The 19,234-nt window shown below is 65.8% G+C and carries 16 protein-coding genes and 3 tRNA genes; 12 read left to right on the top strand and 7 right to left on the bottom strand.

Annotated elements, in window-relative coordinates:
- The 9 genes from ACE3SS_RS03745 to ACE3SS_RS03705 all read left to right on the top strand — a co-directional run.
- Positions 1–732 (top strand): glutamate ligase domain-containing protein (locus tag ACE3SS_RS03745; protein ID WP_374591486.1); only part of this gene is annotated, 732 nt, incomplete at its 5' end.
- 65 nt (positions 733–797) lie between these two features.
- Entirely contained in the window at positions 798–1,628 is an 831-nt protein-coding gene (locus ACE3SS_RS03740) for an SPOR domain-containing protein (protein WP_374591484.1), read from the top strand.
- Positions 1,629–1,656: 28 nt separating this feature from the next.
- Positions 1,657–2,175, top strand: coding sequence for a CvpA family protein (locus tag ACE3SS_RS03735; protein WP_374591482.1), 519 nt, complete (start codon positions 1,657–1,659; stop codon positions 2,173–2,175).
- Positions 2,176–2,178: 3 nt separating this feature from the next.
- Positions 2,179–3,720 carry an amidophosphoribosyltransferase gene (gene purF / locus ACE3SS_RS03730; RefSeq protein WP_374591480.1) on the top strand — a complete coding sequence of 514 codons (1,542 nt, stop codon included), beginning with the start codon at positions 2,179–2,181 and terminating at the stop codon, positions 3,718–3,720.
- Positions 3,720–4,934 (top strand): O-succinylhomoserine sulfhydrylase, encoded by a 1,215-nt coding sequence (locus ACE3SS_RS03725; RefSeq protein ID WP_374591478.1) that lies wholly within the window; start codon positions 3,720–3,722, stop codon positions 4,932–4,934. Before purF ends, ACE3SS_RS03725 begins: the two co-directional genes overlap by 1 nt.
- 24 nt (positions 4,935–4,958) lie before the next feature.
- Positions 4,959–6,353, top strand: coding sequence for a glutamate--tRNA ligase (gltX, locus tag ACE3SS_RS03720; protein ID WP_374591476.1), 1,395 nt, complete (start codon positions 4,959–4,961; stop codon positions 6,351–6,353).
- Positions 6,354–6,475: 122 nt separating this feature from the next.
- A tRNA-Ala gene (locus tag ACE3SS_RS03715) sits at positions 6,476–6,551 on the top strand.
- Positions 6,552–6,592: 41 nt separating this feature from the next.
- Positions 6,593–6,668, top strand: a tRNA-Glu gene (locus tag ACE3SS_RS03710).
- Positions 6,669–6,717: 49 nt separating this feature from the next.
- A tRNA-Asp gene (locus ACE3SS_RS03705) sits at positions 6,718–6,794 on the top strand.
- Positions 6,795–6,927: 133 nt separating this feature from the next.
- Here ACE3SS_RS03705 and ACE3SS_RS03700 read toward each other — a convergent pair.
- The gene (locus ACE3SS_RS03700) at positions 6,928–7,098 is read right to left on the bottom strand and encodes a hypothetical protein (RefSeq protein WP_374591474.1); all 171 of its coding nucleotides are present in this window, start codon (positions 7,096–7,098) and stop codon (positions 6,928–6,930) included.
- A 157-nt stretch (positions 7,099–7,255) separates the two neighbouring features.
- Between ACE3SS_RS03700 and ACE3SS_RS03695 the strand changes: the two genes are divergently transcribed.
- Together ACE3SS_RS03695 and ACE3SS_RS03690 are read left to right on the top strand one after the other, a co-directional pair.
- On the top strand, positions 7,256–8,644 hold the full coding sequence (locus tag ACE3SS_RS03695) for a phosphomannomutase/phosphoglucomutase (RefSeq protein ID WP_374591472.1): 1,389 nt from the start codon (positions 7,256–7,258) through the stop codon (positions 8,642–8,644).
- A 17-nt stretch (positions 8,645–8,661) separates the two neighbouring features.
- A complete protein-coding gene (locus tag ACE3SS_RS03690; RefSeq protein WP_374591489.1) occupies positions 8,662–9,960 on the top strand; it encodes a 3-deoxy-D-manno-octulosonic acid transferase in 1,299 nt (432 codons plus the stop codon).
- 43 nt (positions 9,961–10,003) lie between these two features.
- On the opposite strand, the gene ACE3SS_RS03685 is transcribed toward ACE3SS_RS03690, so the two are convergent.
- From ACE3SS_RS03685 to ACE3SS_RS03665, 5 genes are all read right to left on the bottom strand, one after another.
- Positions 10,004–11,395: a TolC family outer membrane protein gene (locus ACE3SS_RS03685; protein ID WP_374591471.1), complete on the bottom strand. Its 1,392-nt coding sequence runs from the start codon at positions 11,393–11,395 to the stop codon at positions 10,004–10,006.
- Positions 11,396–11,462: 67 nt separating this feature from the next.
- Complete coding sequence (locus ACE3SS_RS03680) at positions 11,463–12,116, bottom strand: protein-L-isoaspartate O-methyltransferase (RefSeq protein WP_374591469.1); 654 nt, start codon at positions 12,114–12,116, stop codon at positions 11,463–11,465.
- A gap of 86 nt (positions 12,117–12,202) precedes the next feature.
- Positions 12,203–15,373, bottom strand: coding sequence for an efflux RND transporter permease subunit (locus tag ACE3SS_RS03675; protein WP_374591467.1), 3,171 nt, complete (start codon positions 15,371–15,373; stop codon positions 12,203–12,205).
- Between the two features lie 14 nt (positions 15,374–15,387).
- On the bottom strand, positions 15,388–16,590 hold the full coding sequence (locus ACE3SS_RS03670) for an efflux RND transporter periplasmic adaptor subunit (RefSeq protein WP_374591465.1): 1,203 nt from the start codon (positions 16,588–16,590) through the stop codon (positions 15,388–15,390).
- Positions 16,587–17,282, bottom strand: coding sequence for a TetR/AcrR family transcriptional regulator (locus ACE3SS_RS03665; protein WP_374591463.1), 696 nt, complete (start codon positions 17,280–17,282; stop codon positions 16,587–16,589). Before ACE3SS_RS03665 ends, ACE3SS_RS03670 begins: the two co-directional genes overlap by 4 nt.
- 221 nt (positions 17,283–17,503) lie before the next feature.
- Here ACE3SS_RS03665 and ACE3SS_RS03660 point away from each other — a divergent pair, with 221 nt between their 5' ends.
- Entirely contained in the window at positions 17,504–18,337 is an 834-nt protein-coding gene (locus ACE3SS_RS03660) for an undecaprenyl-diphosphate phosphatase (RefSeq protein WP_374591461.1), read from the top strand.
- On the opposite strand, the gene trmB is transcribed toward ACE3SS_RS03660, so the two are convergent.
- Positions 18,338–19,093 (bottom strand): tRNA (guanosine(46)-N7)-methyltransferase TrmB, encoded by a 756-nt coding sequence (gene trmB, locus ACE3SS_RS03655; RefSeq protein WP_374591459.1) that lies wholly within the window; start codon positions 19,091–19,093, stop codon positions 18,338–18,340.
- Positions 19,094–19,234 lie beyond the last annotated feature (141 nt).

The raw sequence follows: 19,234 nt of genomic DNA, 5'->3' as shown, positions 1-19,234 counted from the left end.
AACCACGCGTGGGCCATTGGCGCTGATTTGTGGCTCAGCGGTCGCGACCACAACGTCTCGGGCGACAAGCAGCAGTGGGGCTGGGCTGGGCGGGGGCGTCGCTACGCCGGGCTGGCGTATCCGGCTTTGCGCGGTGCCAATCAGTTGATCAACGCATCGGGCGTGTTGTCGGCTCTGCAGGCCATGCGCGATCGCCTGCCGATCACCGCGCAGGCGGTGCGTGTGGGCCTGGTGCGGGTCGAACTGCCAGGGCGGTTCCAGATCGTGCCGGGGCAGCCGACTCTGGTGCTCGACGTGGCGCACAACCCGCACGCGGCGGCCGCGCTGGCGCAAAACCTCGATCAGATGGGCTTTTATCCGCGCACGTTCGCGGTGTTCGGCGCCATGCGCGACAAGGATCTGGCCCAGGTGGTCGGGCGCCTGCTGCCGCTGGTGGATGTCTGGTGCTGCACCGACCTGCCTACTCCTCGTGCTGCGTCGGCTGCGGAGCTGCAGGCCGTGATCGAGAGCGAGCTCACGCGAGGGCGCGAAGCCGGACGAGTGTTGCCGGCGGTTGTGCGGGTGCATACCCACGCGAGCCCTCAGGCGGCGCTCGACGCGGCCGTAGCCGCCACTGACCCGGCGGATAGAATCGTGGTCTTCGGATCGTTCTTCACGGTCGGCGGTGTGCTGGCGAACGGCGTACCGCGACTGGGTGGTCAGCATGTCGTGGCCGCAGCTTCCAAGGCTTGAAGCAATTCGACGCATCGCCGGCCCCGCTTCTCTCGTCTGAATCCTTCCGCTGAGCCCTGTAGCGCATGTCCTTGCCTTCCTTCCTCCAGCGATTTCGCGCCAAGCCGACCGACGAATGGGTGGCTTCGGCAGCCACGCCGAGTGAAGAAGCCCGCACGCGTGCGCGCCGCCGCCTGATCGGTGCTGCGGTGCTGGTGGTCGTGGGGGTGATTGGTTTTCCGCTGTTGTTCGATAGCCAGCCCCGGCCGCTGCCGTCCGATTTGCCCATCGTGATGCCGCACAAGGATGGCGGGCATGATCTCGAAGTGCCCCGCGTGGCTGGTGCCACGGCTGCTCGCCGAGTGGACGAACCCGCGCCGGCGGCACGTTCTGTTGCCGAGGACGAAACGCCCGCTGGTGCCGCTCCAGCTGCTCCAGCCGCTTCCGCTGCGTCGCCAGCGGTTGTCGCCGCGCACGACGTATCTCGGGCCGCGACCAGGCCGTCCGTGCCGGCTGCTGTGTCCCCGAAGCCGGAGGCGGCGGCCAAGCCCGCCAGCAAACCCGACAGCAAGAACCCAGGCGGCAAATCCAACGACGGAGCAGATGCGGCTCGCGCCCAGGCCCTGCTCAATGGCAAGGAGGCCGCCAAGCCGGCCGCCGGCGCCGCGCGCGCTGCCTCGTCAGCGGATGTGCGCTACATCGTGCAGATCGGCGCCTTTGCCGATGTGCCCAAGGCGCACGAAGCACGAGTCAAGGTCGAGAAACTCGGTCTGAAAACCTATACCCAAGTTGTGAACGGTGAGGGCGGCAAACGCATTCGGGTGCGGCTGGGGCCCTTCCCGGACAAGGAAGCGGCCGAGAAGGCCGCCAGCAAGATTCGACAGGCCGGCATGACCGCGGCCATCCTCACGCTTTGAGCCCGACGGACTGACCGGGGGCGCATGCATGGCTTGGGTGGATGTGGCATTGTTGAGCATGTTGGCCCTGTCCGTCGCCGTGGGTGTGCTGCGGGGCTTGCTGGCCGAGGTGCTGTCGTTGTTGGGCTGGGCGGTAGCGTATGTGCTGGCGCATCGGTTTGGCGCGGACTTTGCCGTTTACGTGCCGGTCGGCGCGCCGGGGTCGCCGGTGAATGTCGGCGTCGGCATGGGGGTGTTGTTTTTGATCGTGCTGGTGCTGTGGGGCGTGGCGTCGTGGCTGCTCAACCAACTGGTGCGGGCGTCGGCCTTGAGCGGGACCAACCGCTTGCTGGGTGGCGTGTTCGGATTGGCCCGTGGGGTCGTGATTGGGCTGGTGGTGGCGACGGTGGTGCAGATGACCCCGCTGTCGCACTCTTCAGCGTGGCAAGCCTCGCAAGGGGCGGCTTGGTTGCTGGTGTTGATCGACGGGTTGAGGCCTCTCATGCCCGATGCGGTCGATCACTATCTGCCCGAGTCGGCTGGGCGTGGTGTTCTTGAGATGGGGTGAGATATGTGCGGCATCGTGGGCGTGATTTCTAAGGCGCCTGTCAACCAGTTGATTTATGACGCGCTGCTGCTGCTGCAGCACCGTGGTCAGGACGCCGCCGGCATCGTCACGGCCGGGCCCGATGCGCGTGGCACCAAGTTCTTCATGCACAAGGCGCGCGGCATGGTGCGCGACGTCTTCCGCACGCGCAACATGCGCGCGTTGCCGGGCACCGTGGGTCTGGGCCAGGTGCGCTACCCGACGGCAGGCAATGCCTACAGCGAAGAAGAGGCACAGCCGTTCTACGTCAACGCGCCATTCGGTCTGGTGATGGCCCACAACGGCAACCTGACCAACGCCCATGCCCTGCGCGGCGAGCTGTTCGCGATCGATCGTCGTCACGTCAACACCGAGAGCGATTCCGAGGTGCTGCTCAACGTGCTGGCTCACGAGCTCGAAGTGGCCGCCCGCGAGTTGCCGCTCACGCCCGAGAAAGTCTTTGCCGCCGTCAAGTCGGTGCATCGCCGCATCAAGGGCTCGTACGCGGTGGTCTGCCTGATCGCCGGCCATGGCCTGCTGGCATTCCGGGACCCCTACGGCATTCGCCCGTTGTGCTTTGGCGAGTCCGACGGCCCGGACGGGCGCACCGTGATGGTGGCCAGCGAGTCGGTGGCGCTGGAGGGCACCAGCCACCGCCTGGTGCGCGATGTGGCGCCGGGCGAGGCCGTCTTCATCAACCTCGATGGCGAAGTCCAGGCACAGCAGTGCGCCGAGCAGACCAACCATCACCCGTGCATGTTCGAGTTCGTCTACTTGGCGCGACCGGACTCGGTGATCGACGGTATTTCTGTCTACCAGGCCCGTCTCAACATGGGCGAGACGCTGGCGCAGCGGGTCATCTCGACCATGCCGCCGTCCGAGATCGATGTGGTCATTCCGATCCCGGAATCGAGCCGGCCGTCTGCCATGCAACTGGCACAGAAGCTCGGCAAGCCTTATCGCGAAGGCTTCGTGAAGAACCGCTACGTGGGCCGCACCTTCATCATGCCGGGGCAGTCGGTGCGCAAGAAGTCGGTGCGCCAGAAGCTCAACGCCATCGGCTGTGAGTTCGAAGGCCGCCGCGTCCTGCTGGTGGACGACTCCATCGTGCGCGGCACCACGTCCAAGGAGATCGTGCAGATGGCGCGTGAGGCGGGTGCCAGCAAGGTGTATCTGGCCTCGGCCGCGCCGCCGGTGCGCTTCCCGAACGTTTACGGCATCGACATGCCGACCAAGACCGAACTGGTGGCGCACGGGCGCACCGCCGAAGAGATCCGCCAGATCATCGGGGCCGATGCGCTGATCTATCAGGACGTCGAAGCCATGAAGCGCGCTGTCGGCGCCTTGCAGCCGGGCATCAAGGGATTCGAAGCGTCGTGCTTCGATGGCGTGTACGTCACGGGCGACGTGTCGCCGGAAGACTTCGACGCCATCCAGACGCAGCGCGTCTCGGCCGCCCAGGGTGACGAAGAAGACGCCGCCGCGCGCGGGCGTCTGGCCTTGCAGTCGAGCTCGGAGTCGAACTGATGGCGGTGCCGCCGAACAGCAAGGGGCTGCGCCCGCAGACGTTGGCGGTGCGCGCGGCCGTCGAGCCCAGCCAGTATGGCGAGAACTCCGAGGCGCTCTACCTGACCAGCGGCTACGTTCAGCCCAGCGCTGAGGCGTCGGCACGTCGCTTTGCCGGTCAGGATGCGGGCTATACCTACGGACGGTCGGGCAACCCCACCGTGGCCAGCTTCGAGCAACGGCTGGCGGCGCTCGAGGGCACCGAAGCCGCGCTGGCCACGGCCTCGGGCATGGCAGCCATCATGCTCATGTGCTTCAGTTTGCTGAAGGCGGGCGACCATGTGCTCTATTCGCAGTCGATGTTCGGCTCGACGATCAAGCTGATCGGCACCGAGTTCGCGCGCTTTGGCGTCGAATCGACCTGCGTGCCGCAGACCGATCTGCCGGCCTGGAAGGCGGCGATCCGCCCGAACACCCGCTTGCTGTTCGCCGAGACGCCCACCAATCCGCTCACCGAGGTTTGCGACATCGCGGCGCTGGCTGATCTGGCTCACGAGGCGGGCGCCTTGCTGGCGGTGGACAACTGCTTTGCCACGCCGTCGCTGCAGCGCCCCACCGAGCTGGGCGCCGACATCGTCATGCACTCGGGCACCAAGTATCTCGATGGGCAGGGCCGCGTGATGGCTGGCGCGTTGTGCGCCAGCGAGCAGCTCGTCAACGAGAAATTCCTGCCCGTGCAGAAGAACAGCGGCATGGTGCTCTCGCCCTTCAACGCCTGGGTCGTGCTCAAGGGACTCGAAACGCTCGACCTGCGCATGCGTGCGCAAAGCGCCCAGGCGCTCGAGCTGGCGCAGTGGTTGCAGCAGCAGCCCGCCGTGGCGCGCGTGTACTACCCGGCCCTGGCCGACCACCCGCAGCACGAGCTGGCCATGAGGCAGATGGGTGGCATGGGCGGCGCGGTGCTGTCCTTCGACGTGCAGGCTAGCGGCCCCGAGCAGGCGCGTGAGCGGGCCTTCCATGTGCTCGATTCATTGCAGACGCTGTCGCGCTGCACCAACCTCGGCGACACCAAGACCCTTCTGGCGCACCCGGCCAGCACCTCGCACGGCAAGCTTTCCGAAGCCCAGCGCCAGGCGGCCGGCATCGGCCAGGGGCTGATCCGCGTGGCGGTCGGCCTGGAGCACCCGCTCGACATTCAGGACGACCTCCTGCGCGGCCTGGGCACCTGGGCCTGAATCTGAAATTGTTTTGAATTCTTTATGACTTCTCGCGTTCGCACCCGTTTCGCACCGAGCCCGACCGGCTTCATCCACCTCGGCAACATCCGCTCCGCGCTGTACCCCTGGGCCTTCGCCCGCGCCAATAACGGCGTGTTCGTGCTGCGCATCGAAGACACCGATCTCGAACGCTCGTCGCAAGCGGCCGTTGACGTGATCATCGAAGGCATGAAATGGCTGGGCCTCGACCACGACGAGGGCCCGTTCTTCCAGATGCAGCGCATCGAGCGCTACAAAGAGGTGCTCATGCAGATGCTCGACGCCGGTCTGGCCTACCCCTGCTACATGTCGCAAGCCGAGCTCGACGTGCTGCGCGAGCGCCAGATGATGGCGAAAGAAAAGCCGCGCTACGACGGCACCTGGCGCCCGGAGCCGGGCAAGGTCTTGCCCCCCGTCCCCGAGGGCGTGCAGCCGGTGATCCGCTTCAAGAACCCGATCGGCGGCTCGGTGGTGTGGGACGACAAGGTCAAGGGCCGCATCGAGATCAGCAACGACGAGCTCGACGATCTCGTGATCGCGCGCCCGGACGGCACGCCCACCTACAACTTCTGCGTGGTGGTCGATGACCTCGACATGGACATCACGCACGTGATCCGTGGCGACGATCACGTCAACAACACACCGCGTCAGATCAATATCTTCCGTGCGCTCGGCAAGCAGCCGCCCGTGTACGCGCACTTGCCCACCGTGTTGAACGAGCAGGGCGAGAAGATGAGCAAGCGAAACGGCGCCAAGCCGGTGACGCAGTATCGCGACGAGGGCTATCTGGCCGATGCCGTCGTCAACTACCTGGCGCGCCTGGGCTGGAGCCATGGCGACGACGAGGTGTTCTCGCGCGAGCAATTCATCTCGTGGTTCGACCTGGACCATCTCGGCAAGTCGGCCGGTCAATTCGATGGGGCCAAGCTCCGCTGGCTGAACGCACAGCACATCAAGATGACGGACGACGCCAAGCTGGCATCCCTGGTGGTGGAGCAGTTGGCCAAGCGCGGCATCCAGACCACGGCGGACGATCGGCTGGTGAGGGCGTGCGGCCTGTTCAAGGATCGTTGCGCCACCACCATCGAGTTGGCCGAGTGGCTCTCGATGTATTTCGCCGACGTGACGCCGGCCGATGAAGACCGTGCCACGCACTTGACCGACGCCATCCGGCCTGCCGTGCAGGCATTGGCTCAGCGGCTGAGCGCGGCCAATTGGGACAAGGCCTCGATCAACCAAGCCATCAAGGACACCATCGCCGAACACGGCTTGAAGATGCCGCAACTGGCCATCCCGGTGCGCGTGCTGGTGTGCGGGCGTGCTCAGACGCCGTCGATCGACGCGGTACTCGAACTCTTTGGCAAAGAAATTGTCATCAACCGCTTGCAAAGATTTTGATGGCGGTGCTATAGTAGCGGTCTTGCTTGAGCAGCACTGCAATCAACGCAACGCAAGCCAAAAGCTTGCAGGTTTGAATGCAGAATCAGCGCGGTACTCGTGAGAGTTTGGCAACAAACACCGGGGGTATAGCTCAGCTGGGAGAGCGCTTGCATGGCATGCAAGAGGTCAGCGGTTCGATCCCGCTTACCTCCACCACATACCAAAGCTGAGTGCGGTTCAAGTTCGACGAAGATTCAGTCCCCTTCGTCTAGAGGCCTAGGACACCACCCTTTCACGGTGACTACAGGGGTTCGAATCCCCTAGGGGACGCCAAGTTTGACGGCACTTGGCTGGCGCAAGTCAGCAAAGTCGTTGCCACTGCGGAGTGGTAGTTCAGTTGGTTAGAATACCGGCCTGTCACGCCGGGGGTCGCGGGTTCGAGTCCCGTCCACTCCGCCAAAAATTAAAACCGCCTTGAAAGCAATTTCAAGGCGGTTTTTCTTTGTACCTGTGTTTTGCGCTCGCTAGTGAGACTGCGCATGCGTTCAGCCGACTGCAATGCCGGGCTTGGGCGGCGAGCTCGTGCGTCGCATCAGCGTTCTTTCAAGGCGGTGGCGATTTCGCGACGGGCTGCCTGGCGTTCGCGGCGCATCGACTTCTGATGCGAGCCGGCTTTGCGCTGACTGGTTGGGGCCACCAGCGGATTGCGGGGCTTGGCGAGCTTCAGGCTCAAGCGGTGCTTGTGCTGGCGTTGTGTGGTCATGTCCGTTCTGTGTTTGTTCGAGCTCGGCAGTAGTCTGTTGACGACGAATTGTCAGCCGGCTGGTTGCGAGTCACGGGTGGCTCGTGATCGGTATCTAAAATCGCCGCACTTCAATTTCTACCATTCACCAACCAGCGTTCGCGCTGAAGGGACCGTCATGCAAGTTGCCGCATCCATTTTCAAGGCTTACGACATCCGCGGCATCGTGGGCCAGACATTGAACGAAGTGGTGGCCGAGCATCTGGGCCGCGCGTTTGGTACCGAGGCTGCCAAGCTGGGCGAGCGCACCGTGGCGGTGGGGCGCGATGGTCGCGTGTCGGGCCCCTCGCTGGTGGCGGCGCTGATTCGCGGCCTGCGTGCTGCGGGCGTCAATGTGATCGACCTCGGCGCGGTCACGACCCCGATGCTGTATTACGTGGCCGCCACGCGGGGCGCCGAGGGCTGCCACAGCGGCATCCAGGTGACCGGCAGCCACAACCCGAAGGACTACAACGGCTTCAAGATGGTGCTGGCCGGGCGCGCCATTTACGGCGACGACATCCAGGGCCTGCGCAAGCGCATCGAAGCGGAAGACTACGCCAGCGGCGCCGGCTCGCTGACGCAACTCGACGTGCTGGCCGAATACACGCAACGCATCGTGGGCGATTGCAAGCTGTCGCGCCCGATGAAGATCGTGGTCGACTCGGGCAACGGCATTCCGGGCGCATCGGCGCCGGGCATCCTGCGTGCGCTGGGCTGCGACGTGACCGAGTTGTACTCCGAGGTGGATGGCGACTTCCCGAATCACCACCCCGATCCGTCCAAGCCCGAAAACCTCGTTGACCTCATCAACAAGGTCAAGGAGACCGGAGCCGAGCTCGGCCTGGCGTTCGACGGTGATGGCGACCGTCTGGGGGTGGTCACCAAGGACGGCAACAACATCTTCCCGGACCGGCAGTTGACGCTGTTTGCCCGCGACATCCTGACCCGCGTGCCGGGCGGCCAGATCATCTTCGACGTGAAGTGCTCGCAGCGCTTGGCGCAGGCGATTCGCGATGCCGGCGGGCAGCCGCTGATGTGGAAGACCGGCCACTCGCTGGTCAAGGCCAAGCTGAAGGAAACCGGCGCGCCGATCGCCGGCGAGATGAGCGGCCACATCTTCTTTGCCGAGCGCTGGTACGGTTTTGACGATGCCACTTACACAGCCGGGCGCTTGCTCGAGATCCTGTCGCGCAGCGCCAACCCGAGCGCGGTGCTCGACGCCTTGCCGACCAGCTTCAGCACGCCCGAGTTGAACGTGCCATGCGCCGAGGGCGAGCACCACGCGCTGGTCGAGAAACTGCGCAGCACCGCCCAGTTTGAGGGCGCTCGCGAAGTCATCACCATCGACGGCCTGCGCGCCGAATACGACGACGGCTTCGGCCTGGTGCGCGCCTCGAACACCACGCCGGTGCTCGTGCTGCGCTTTGAAGGCCAGACGCAAGCCGCGCTCGACCGCATCCAGGCGCAGTTCATGGCGGCGATTCACGCCGTCAAGCCTGACGCCCACGTGGGGGCGGGGCACTGAGCGGCGCCGCTTTGCCGTTGACGCTCAAGCAGCGTTGCGCGCGCGGCGTCTATTCGGCGCTGCTGCGCTTGTTGACGCCGGTGTATCTGGCGCGATTGTGGTGGCGCGGCCGGGCTGAGCCGCTGTATCGCTTCGCGTGCTTGCAGCGGCTGGGTTGGTATGGCGCTGATCGATCCGCCGATGCCTCGGTTGGATGGATCTGGGTGCACGCCGTATCGCTGGGCGAGACTCGCGCGGCCACCGCGCTGATCGACGCGCTGCGGGCTGATCTGCCCGGCATGCGCCTGCTGCTGACGCACACCACCGCCACCGGTCGCGAGGCCGGGCAGGTCTTGCTGCACGAGGGCGACCGCCAGGTCTGGTTGCCTTACGACACCCCGGGCGCCACGCGGCGCTTCATGCGGCAGTTTCGCCCGCGTGTCGGCGTGTTGATGGAAACCGAGGTGTGGCCGAATCTGCAAGTGACGGCGGCTGATGCCGGCGTGCCCATGGTGCTGGCGAATGCCCGCTTGAGCGAGAAGAGCCTGCGGCAAGGTTTGCGCTTTGCAGCCTTGCTGCGGCCGGCTGCCCAGCAGCTCGCCTTGACCTTGGCGCAGACGTCGGATGACGCGGCCCGTTTGCGGCAAGCCGGTGCGCCTGAGGTGCTGGTGACGGGCAACCTGAAGTTCGACGTGACGCCCAAACCGGCCTTGATCGAGTTGGGGCAATCGTGGCGAGGCATCAGCACTCGGCCCATTGTGTTGGCGGCCAGCACGCGCGAAGGCGAAGATGCCGACTTGCTAGATGCCTGGTTGGCGCAACATCAACCGCGTCCGCGTTTGTTTGTGGTGCCCCGGCATCCGCAGCGTTTCGATGAGGTCGCCGCAACCATTGCCGCGCGAGGCATGACACTGGCTCGGCGCAGCACCTGGGGAGCTGGATTGCCGGACGCCCGCGCGCAGGCCGCCGACGTATGGCTGGGCGACTCGATCGGCGAAATGCCGGTCTACTATGCGGCAGCCGATGTGGCCTTGCTCGGCGGGAGTTTTGCCCCACTTGGCGGGCAGAACCTGATCGAGGCTGCGGCATGTGGCTGCCCCTTGGTGATGGGGCCACACACCTTCAACTTCGCTCAAGCGGCCGAGATGTCGGAGCAGGCGGGGGCGGCGCGTCGGGTGGCGGATTGGGCAGACGGCGTGCGCGCGGCCTGCGAGATCGCCCAAGACCCGGCGATGCGTGCGGCGATGGCTCAGCGTGCCACGGCATTCAGTCAGGCCCACCGCGGCGCGGCGGCTCGCATGAGCGAGCAGATCGCCGGCTTGCTGCGCGCGGTTTGATCCGCCCCGGTCCGGGTGGTTTGCCGGACGGTGCGAGGGGCGGTCAGTTCCCGAGCAGGCGGTTGACGGCTTCGAGGTCTTCGACCTTCAGCGAGCCGACGGCCTGACGCAGCTTGAGCGTGGCCATGATCACGTCGTAGCGCGCCTTGGACAGGTCACGTTGCGTGGTGTAGAGCTGCGTCTGCGCGTTCAGCACGTCGATGTTGACGCGCACCCCGACGCGATAGCCCAGCTCGGTGGCTTCGAGCGCCAGCTTGGTCGATGTTTCGGCCGCCTCGTAGGCCTTGACCGACGCGAAGCCCGATTGCACGCCCAGATAGGCTTGGCGTGTGCCCAGTGTGACGGCCCGACGGGCGGCGTCCAGATCGCGCTCGGATTTCTCTTCCAGGGCCAGCGTTTCTTTCACGCGGTTTTGCACGGCGAAGCCGGCAAACAGCGGCAGGTTGCCTTGCACGCCGATGCTGGCGTTGTCGGTGCTGCCGGGCAGGGTGGTGGAGGTGCGCGAGTTGTTGTGGGTGCGGGCCAGCGAGCCCACCAGATCGACGGTCGGCAGGTGCCCGGATTTGGCGACTTGCACTTCTTCCTTGGCCACGTCGAGGCCGACCTGGGCCTTGCGGATCGTGGGGGCGGTGTCGGCGCGGGTGAGCCAGTCTTCCATGCTGGCCGGGGCCAGCGGCGGCAGGACGATGGGCGACATCAGGGGCTTCGGCGCGATCGCCGGCCGGCCGACGAGCTGATCGAGCGCGGCGCGCTTGGTCATCAGGTCGTTGGTGGCCGCGATTTCTTGCGCCGTGGCCAGGTCGAAGCGGGCCTGGGCTTCGCGGGCGTCGGTGATGGTGGCGTTGCCGACCTCGAAGTTGCGCTTGGCCGAGGCCAGTTGCTCGCTGATGGCCGCCGCATTGGCTTGCGCCGCGGCCAGCTGGTCGCGGGCGGCCAGCACGTCGAAGTAGGCTTGGGACACCCGCACCATCAAGTCCTGCTCGGCGATTTCCAGGTCGGCTTGCGCGGCGTCGAGCGAGCGTTGTGCCTGGTTGATCTGCGCGGTGTTGGTGGCGTTGTAGAGCGCCTGTTTGGCCTGCAGCGCGATTTGCGTGGACGTGTTGAACTGGTTGCCGTCAGCGGTGGTGCCGGCTTGGGCCGTAGCGATCGGGCCGCTCACGGGCAGCGAGGTGCCTGTGCGGTTGACGCCGGCCGACAAGCCCACCGTGGGCAGGCGTTTCGATTCGGCCTGGCGGGTCTTGAAGTCGGCCGAGCGGGCTTGGGCGATGGCGCCCAGGTAGGCCGCGTCGTAGTCGCGCGCGGCCTGATAGACATCCATCAGGCTCTGCGCGGACACCAGGGACGATCCCATGGCGAGCAGGCCAAGGGCCACGCAGCGAGGCAGCATGCGCAGTCGGGGGCGTTGCGAACCGGGCTGGAGCGTGCGCTGGGACATGGATCTTCCTTTGGTAGGTACCGTGCAGGTTGTGTGAACTGGATGCGGGCGTCGAGCCTCGGGCGGCTCAGAACTGGAAGCGGGAGAGCTCGCCGAAACCGTCGAGGCGGGGGGCGACCGTGTCGAACAACTCTTTGCTGTTGAAGCGGCCGTCAGCGCCTTGCGTGACCAGCACGGCGCGCATCACAGGCTCTTGTCCGACGATGGCGATCAGGCGGCCGCCCGGCTTGAGCTGGCTCAGCAGCTTGTCGGGCACGCTGGCCACCGAGCCAGACAGCACGATGGCGTCGAACGGCGTGTCTTGCGAGCAGCCCAGGGTGCCGTCGCCTTGGCGCACTTCGGCGTTGGTGATGCCGGCGCGGCGCAGGTTCTGCGCGGCCAGGGCGGCCAGCTCGGGGCGGATTTCGAGCGACACCACGCGCTGCGCCTTGTGCGCCAGCAGGGCAGCCATGAAGCCGGAGCCCGCGCCGATTTCGAGCACCTTCTCGTGCTTGTGCACGTTCAGCTCTTGCAGCATGCGGGCTTCGACGCGCGGGGCGAGCATGCACTGGCCATCGGGCAGCGGCACTTCGAGATCCATGAACGCCATGGAGCGGTAGGCGGCGGGAACGAAGTCTTCGCGCTTGACCATGGCCAGCAGCGACAGCACGGAGCTGTCCAGCACGTCCCAGGGGCGGATCTGCTGCTCGATCATGTTGAAGCGGGCTTGTTCGATATTCATGGCGACATCCTCAAATTGCGCTGTACGGGTCAACCGCGCATTGTATGAAGCTGGACAGGGTGGGGTGGCCGGGGTTCCGAGAATCTCTACGCATGGCCCACATCCTCAGGGGATCGGCGCAGGCGCTTGCGTACAGCGCTGGCAAAGTCGTCGAGATAGCAGTAGATGACCGGCACCACGATCAGCGTCAGCAGCGACGACGCGATCACCCCGCCGATCACGGCCTGGCCCATGGGGGCGCGCTGCTCGGAGCCTTCGGACAGCGCAAACGCCAGCGGCACCATGCCGAACACCATGGCCAGCGTCGTCATCAGGATGGGACGCAACCGCACGCGGGCGGCCAGCAGCAGGGCGGCGTTGCGGTCGAGCGGCTCGGTGTCGGGGCCGACGCCGCTGTGCCCCGAGCGGGCGCGGTTGGCGAAGTCGATCAGCAAGATGGCGTTCTTGGTAACCAGCCCCATCAGCATGATCACGCCGATGATCGAGAACATGTTCAGCGTCGAGCGGAACACCAGCAGCGCCAGCACCACGCCGATGAGCGTGAGCGGCAGCGACACCATCAGCGCCACCGGCTGCAGGAAGCTCTTGAACTGCGACGCCAGGATCATGTAGATGAAGATCACCGCCATGGCCAGGGCCGACAGCGCGTAGCCGAAGGACTCCTGCATGTCTTTCGTGGAGCCGCCGAAGCGGTAGCCGTAGCTGGGTGGGAAGGCTGTGCGGTCGAGGATCTGCTTGATGTCGGCCGAGATTTCACCCAGCGATCGCCCCGCGAAGTTGGCAGTGATCTCGACCTCGCGATTCAGGTCGCGGCGGTTGATCTGATTGGGGCCGAAATCGGGCTCCACATCGGCCACCTGGGCGAAGCGCACCACGCGCGGCGTGCCGTCGCTGGCCAGGGTGGTGGCCAGGCCCAGGTTCAGCAGGTCGCCGGGCGTGCGGCGGGCGTCGGGGTGCAGGCTGACCTTGACGTCGTAGCTCTGGTCGTCTTCGGCGCGCCAGGTGCCCACGGTGTCGCCGGCGTAGAGCGTGCGCAGCGCCTTGGTCAGCGAGCCGACGCTCATGCCCATGTCGGACGTCGCGTCGCGCCGGATACGCACGGTGGCCGTCGGCTTGTTGGGCTTCATGCTCGAATCGAGATCGACCACGCCCGGCACCTGGCCGATGGTGGCGCGCAACTGCTTGGTCAGGCGTTCGAGCTCTTTCAGGTCGGTGCCCTGGATCGACAGCGAGATCGGCTTTTGCCCGCCCACGGCATCGAGCAGCCCGACGTGCGTGACCGTGATGCCGGGCACCCGCGCCAGTCGCTCGCGCAGCGGGGCCGACATCTGATCGACGTTGCGCTGGCGCAGATGGCGATCGACCAGGCGCACATACACGCTGACGAAGTTGCGCCCCAGTGCCTGCCCGGTGTTGATCGAGGTGACGGTGTACTGCACCTCGGGCATCTCGCGCAGGATCGCGTCCACCTGCCGGGCCTTGGCCTCGGTGGCCTCGATCGACGAGCCCATCGGGGTGTAGAAGTTGACGAAGGTCTCGGAGTAGTCGGCCTTGGGCACGAACTCGGTGCCGACGAAGCGCAGCATGCCGATGGCCCCGACGATGCTGGCCACGGCGATGAGCAGCGTCACGAACTTGTGCTGCAGCGACCAGCTCAGCATGGTCTCGTAGAACCGCCCCAGGCCGTGCGACCAGCGGTCCACCCAGCCGGTGACGCGGCCGATGGTGCGGTCGTAGAAGGTGCGCGGCGCGGCGGTGGCGCCTTCGGCGTGGATGGCGGGGTCGTGCCAGATGCTGGACAGCATCGGGTCGAGCGTGAAGCTCACGAACATCGAGATCAGCACGGCTGCCACGATGGTGATGCCGAACTCGTGGAAGAACTTGCCGATGATGCCGGCCATGAAGCCGATGGGCAGGAACACCGCCACGATGGACAGCGTGGTGGCCAGCACCGCCAGGCCGATCTCGCTGGTGCCGTCGAGCGCCGATTGCATCGCGCTCTTGCCCATCTGCACGTGGCGCACGATGTTCTCGCGCACCACGATGGCGTCGTCGATCAGCAGGCCCACGCACAGACTCAGCGCCATCAGCGTGACCATGTTGATCGAGAAGCCCAGCACCTGCATGAAGAAGAAGGTGCCGATCAATGCGATGGGCAAGGTCAGCCCCGTGATGACGGTGGATCGCCACGAATTGAGGAACAGGAAGACGATGCCGATGGTGAGCAGCGCGCCCTCGATGAGCGTGCGCCGCACGTTGTTGACCGACACCTGGATGGGCCGCGAGTTGTCGCGCACCACGGTGAGCCGCATGCCTTTGGGCAACTGCGCGTTGAGGTCCGTCACCACGCCTTGCAGGCCGCGCACCACGTCGATGGTGTTCTCGCCCTGGGCCTTGAGCACGTCGAGCGCCAGGGTGCGCTGGCCGTTGTAGAGGGCGAGGCTGTCCACCTCTTGCGGGCCGTCCACCACGTCGGCGACTTGCGACAGGCGCACGGCCGCATTGCCGCGTCGCGCCACGATCAGTTGCTTGAAGTCGTCGGGGCGCTTGAGCCGGGCGTCGATCTGCACGACGCGGTCGTTGATGCGCGAGCGCAGCGTGCCGGCGGGCAGGTCCTGGTTCTCGCTGGCCACCACGGCCTGCACCTGATCGACCGTGACGCCCTGGGCTTCGAGGTCGTCGGGCCGCAGGTAGATGTTGACCTCGCGCTTGAGCCCGCCGACGAGGCTGACGGAGCCCACGCCGCGCACGTTTTCGAGGCGCTTCTTGACGATCTGATCGGCGTAGGTGGTCAGCTCCATCTGGCTGCGCGTGCCATCGGGCGAGAGCAGCGCCAGCGTGTAGATCGGGCGGCTGGCCGGGTCGAAGCGCAGCACGCGCGGCTCCTTGACCTCGTCGCGCAGGGTCGGGCGAATCAGCGAGAGCTTTTCGCGCACGTCGTCGGCGGCGCGGCGGCCGTCCATTTCGAGGTTGAACTCGATGATGACGACCGAGGTGCCCTCGTACGAACGCGAGTAGAGCTGCTTGATGCCGGCGATGGTGTTGACGGCCTCCTCGACCTTCTTGGTCACCTCGGACTCGACGATCTCGGGCGAGGCGCCGGGGTAGTCGAGCTGCACCACCACGGTCGGGAATTCGATGTCGGGAAACTGATCGACCTTGAGGCGCTGGAACGAAAACAGCCCGAGCACGACCAGGGCCAGCATGACCATGGTCGCCATCACGGGGTTGTGAATCGAGACGCGGGTGAACCACATGGCGCGGCCCCCGATCAGTGCGCAGCCGAGGCGCTGGACGCAGGGCTCGCCTTGGGCGTGGCCGTGATGCTGACGAGCGTGCCGTCGCGCACCAGGCCGACGCTGGCGGCCAGCAACTGCGCGCCGGGTTGGATGCCGTCAAGAATCTCGACCTGTGCTTCGTCGCCCACGCGGCCGTGCGTGCCCAGGCGCACGCGTCGCTGCACCACGTGGGCGGCGGTGCCCGCTGTGGCATCGATGGTCAGCACGTAGGGCGCGGCCTGGTCGGTACGCACGGCCGACTCGGGCACGGCCAGGGCCTTGCGGCGTTCCAAGTCGATCTGACCGGTAGCGAACAGTCCTTGGCGCAGGGCGGGGTGCGGTGCGAGGGCCAGGTAGACCATCACCGCGCGGCTGCCGGCTTGTGCAGCGGGGCTGATGCGGGCGACCTTGGCGGCGACGGGCGTGTCGATGCCGTCCACGCGCAAGGAGGCCGGGTAGCCGGGCTTGAGCTCGGCCACGTCTTGCGGGGTGAGTGCGGCTTCCAGCTCGATACGCGAGAGATCGACGATTTCGACGAGGCGGCCGTCCACCGCGATGCGTTCGCCCGGTTGGGCCAGGCGCTGCGAGACGAAGCCGCTGATCGGCGCACGCAGCGTGGTGTCATCCAGCGCCTTCTGCGCCAGGTCGACCGCAGCCTGCGCCGCTTGCAGGTTGGCAAGCGCCCCGGCGGTGTTCGACACCGAGGTGTCGAGCGCATTTTTCGAGATGAAGCCCTTGTCCACCAACGCCTTGTTGTTGTCGAGGGCTCGCTGGGCGATGTCGAGCTGGGCCTTGGTGGACGCGGCTTGCTCGCGAGCCTGGGCGAGCTTGAATCGCACCTCGCGCGCGTCGAGATGGCCGATCACCTGCCCGGCTTGCACCGGGTCGCCCTCGCGCACCGTGAGGCTCTCGATCTCGGCAGCAATCTTGGCCTTGACCACCGCCGAGTTGGCCGCCTTGAGCCCGCCCGACACGGCAATGCTGCGGGTGAGCTCGATGGTGCGCGCGGTGATCACGTCGGTCGGGCTCAGTTCCAGCGCAATGGCGGTGCGCGTGTCGGCGGCGGCCGGGTCGGTCTTGCGCCCGCAGCCAGCGAGCGAGAGCAGAGCGGCGCACAAGGTCACGGCGCCCGCCAGACTGGTCAGCTTGGCGTGAGGCAAACGCAGGGTCAAACGCGAAAGTGGCGATGAGGTCATGGCGGAGCGAGGTGGGTCAAGGGGGCAAGGAGCGCGGGCACATCAAGCTGCCGGGTCGCTTCGGGGCGCATCATGCCGTAGAGCAGCATGTCGATCTGGGTGCTCATGAAGCTTTGCGGCGACAGATCAACATCGTGAAAACCGCAGGCGCCGATCGAGTGCTGGTGCAGCACCAGGTATTGAACCGGGGCAATCAGCGCATGAGCAACTTCATCGACGTTGAGCGGGCGAAATTCACCCCGATCGATGCCGCGCTGCAGCGCCCGCACCAGCAGTTGGCGGGTCGGGATCACCACCTCGTTGACGTAGAACTGCGTCAGATCCGGGAAGTTGCAGGCCTCGGCCAGGATCAGCTTGAAGATGCCCGAGGCACGCGTGTTGCCCACGCTGTTCCACCAGGTCGTCATCAGGCGCACGAGCAGTTCGGGCGTGCTGCCGGTGAAGCTGCCCACGATGTCGGCGCCACGGGCAATGATGGGAGTCAGGCTCTGCCGCACCACGGCCTTGAACAGCTCCTCTTTGCTCGGGTAGTAAAGGTAGAGCGTGCCCTTGGATACGCCGGCGCGTCGGGCCACTTCTTCGGAGCGGGTGGCTGCAAAGCCCTTTTCGACGAACAGGCTCAATGCGGCGTCGAGCAGCTCATGCGGGCGGGCGTCTTTGCGGCGCTGGCGGCGAACCGGACAGAGGGTCATGGTTTCATACTGACTGACTGGTCAGTAATGTAGCTCAGCCGCGAGCTGTCTGGGCAGATTGCATACAAACCGGCTGACGGGCAGATCGTTCGTGCCGCAGCTCGGCGTGGCGCGCATCACGAATTGTCAGACGTGGTCGCTAAGATCGCGAGCTTTGCCAGCCGGCATCCCGTTCAACCCGCCAATTCTTTCGAGGTTGGCCGTCAACTGCGAGACCCATCTTGGACATTCTTTTGCTGATCAAGGCCGCCATCATGGGCGTGGTCGAAGGCCTGACCGAGTTCCTGCCGATCTCCAGCACCGGACATTTGATCCTGGCCGACGCGTTGCTGCATTTCGAGCAGGTGGTGGGGGCAGATCGGGCGCGCGCTTTTGAAATCGCCATCCAGCCGGGTGCGATCCTGGCGATCATCCTGGTCTATGCCCAGCGTATTCGCGATACGGTGGCCGGTCTGGGGTCGGACGCCCGCGCGCAGCGCTTCACGCTCAACGTGCTCATCGCTTTCTTGCCGGCCGTGGTGATCGGCCTGGTGCTCGGCAAGTTCATCAAGTCGCACCTGTTCACGCCGTGGGTGGTGGCTTCGGCCTTTATCGTCGGGGCGCTGGTCATTTTGTGGGCCGAGCGCCGTCAGGTGCAACCGCGCATTCATTCGGTGGACGACCTCACGCCGCTGGACGCGCTCAAGGTGGGCCTGGTGCAGTGCTTCGGCATGATCCCCGGCACCAGCCGCTCGGGGTCAACCATCATTGGCGGCATGCTGCTGGGCCTGTCGCGGCAGGTCGCCACGGAATTCAGTTTCTTCCTGGCCATTCCGACGCTGGTTGGCGCCGGCGCCTACAGCTTGTACAAGGAACGTGCCTTGCTGAGCGTGGCCGATGTGCCGCTGTTCGCGGTGGGCTTGCTGCTGTCCTTCTTGTCGGCCTGGGTGTGCGTGCGCTGGCTGCTGCGCTACGTGGCCACGCACAGCTTCGTGCCGTTCGCGTGGTATCGGCTGGTGTTTGGCGCGGTGGTGCTGCTGACCGGGTTCACCGGCTGGGTCGACTGGAAGGCCTGATCAGGCCCGCTTGAACACCAGATCCCACACGCCGTGGCCCAGCCGCAGGCCACGGTTTTCAAACTTCGTGAGTGGGCGGTAGGCCGGTTTGGGGGCGTAGCCTTCAGCGGTGTTGCGCAAGTCGGGGTTGGCCGACAGCACGGCGAGCATCTGCTGGGCGTAGGGCTCCCAGTCCGTGGCGCAATGCAGATAGCCGCCGGGTGCCAGATGCGAAACCAGTGTCTCGACGAACGGCGCCTGGATCAGCCGGCGCTTGTTGTGCTTCTTCTTGTGCCACGGGTCGGGAAAGAACACGTGCACCCCGGCCAGAGAACCCGGCGGAATCATGTGCTGCAGCACCTGTACGGCGTCGTGCGCCACGATGCGGATGTTGTCGATCTGCAGGTCGCCCATGTGCTTGAGCAGGGCGCCCACACCGGGTTCGTGCACCTCGCAGCCGATGAAGTTGGTGTCCGGCATGGCCTTGGCGATCTTGGCGGTGGCGTCGCCCATGCCGAAGCCGATCTCCAGCACGGTCGGGGCGTTGCGACTGAAGGCGGCGGCAAAGTCGAGCGGCTTTTCTTCAAATGGCAACACGAAGCGCGGCCCCAACTCGGTCAGGGCGCGAGCTTGGCCTTCGGTGGTGCGCCCGGCACGCCGCACATAACTGCGGATCGTGCGACGCGGCGGCGCTGTCTCGGAGGCCGGCGTGGCGTGCTGGTCAGACTCCGGCGAATTCGGATCAGCCGGATCAGGGGCGTGACTGGATGCGGACATGGGGTTGGAGCAGCATTCAGGAAGCGAATGCGCCAAGTAGTAGTGGCGCAGTCCGAAACTGCCATCAAGCGGTGAAGGGAAGCTAAAAACAGTTGCAAGCTGTTGTCAGCTATGGGATTTTCTCATAATTATTGCTGCGTG

This window comes from Aquabacterium sp. (assembly GCF_041915145.1).
Classification (GTDB): Bacteria; Pseudomonadota; Gammaproteobacteria; order Burkholderiales; family Burkholderiaceae_C; genus Aquabacterium.
The sequence above is the reverse complement of the archived record's forward strand: the minus strand, read 5'-3'. Positions and strand labels throughout refer to the sequence as shown.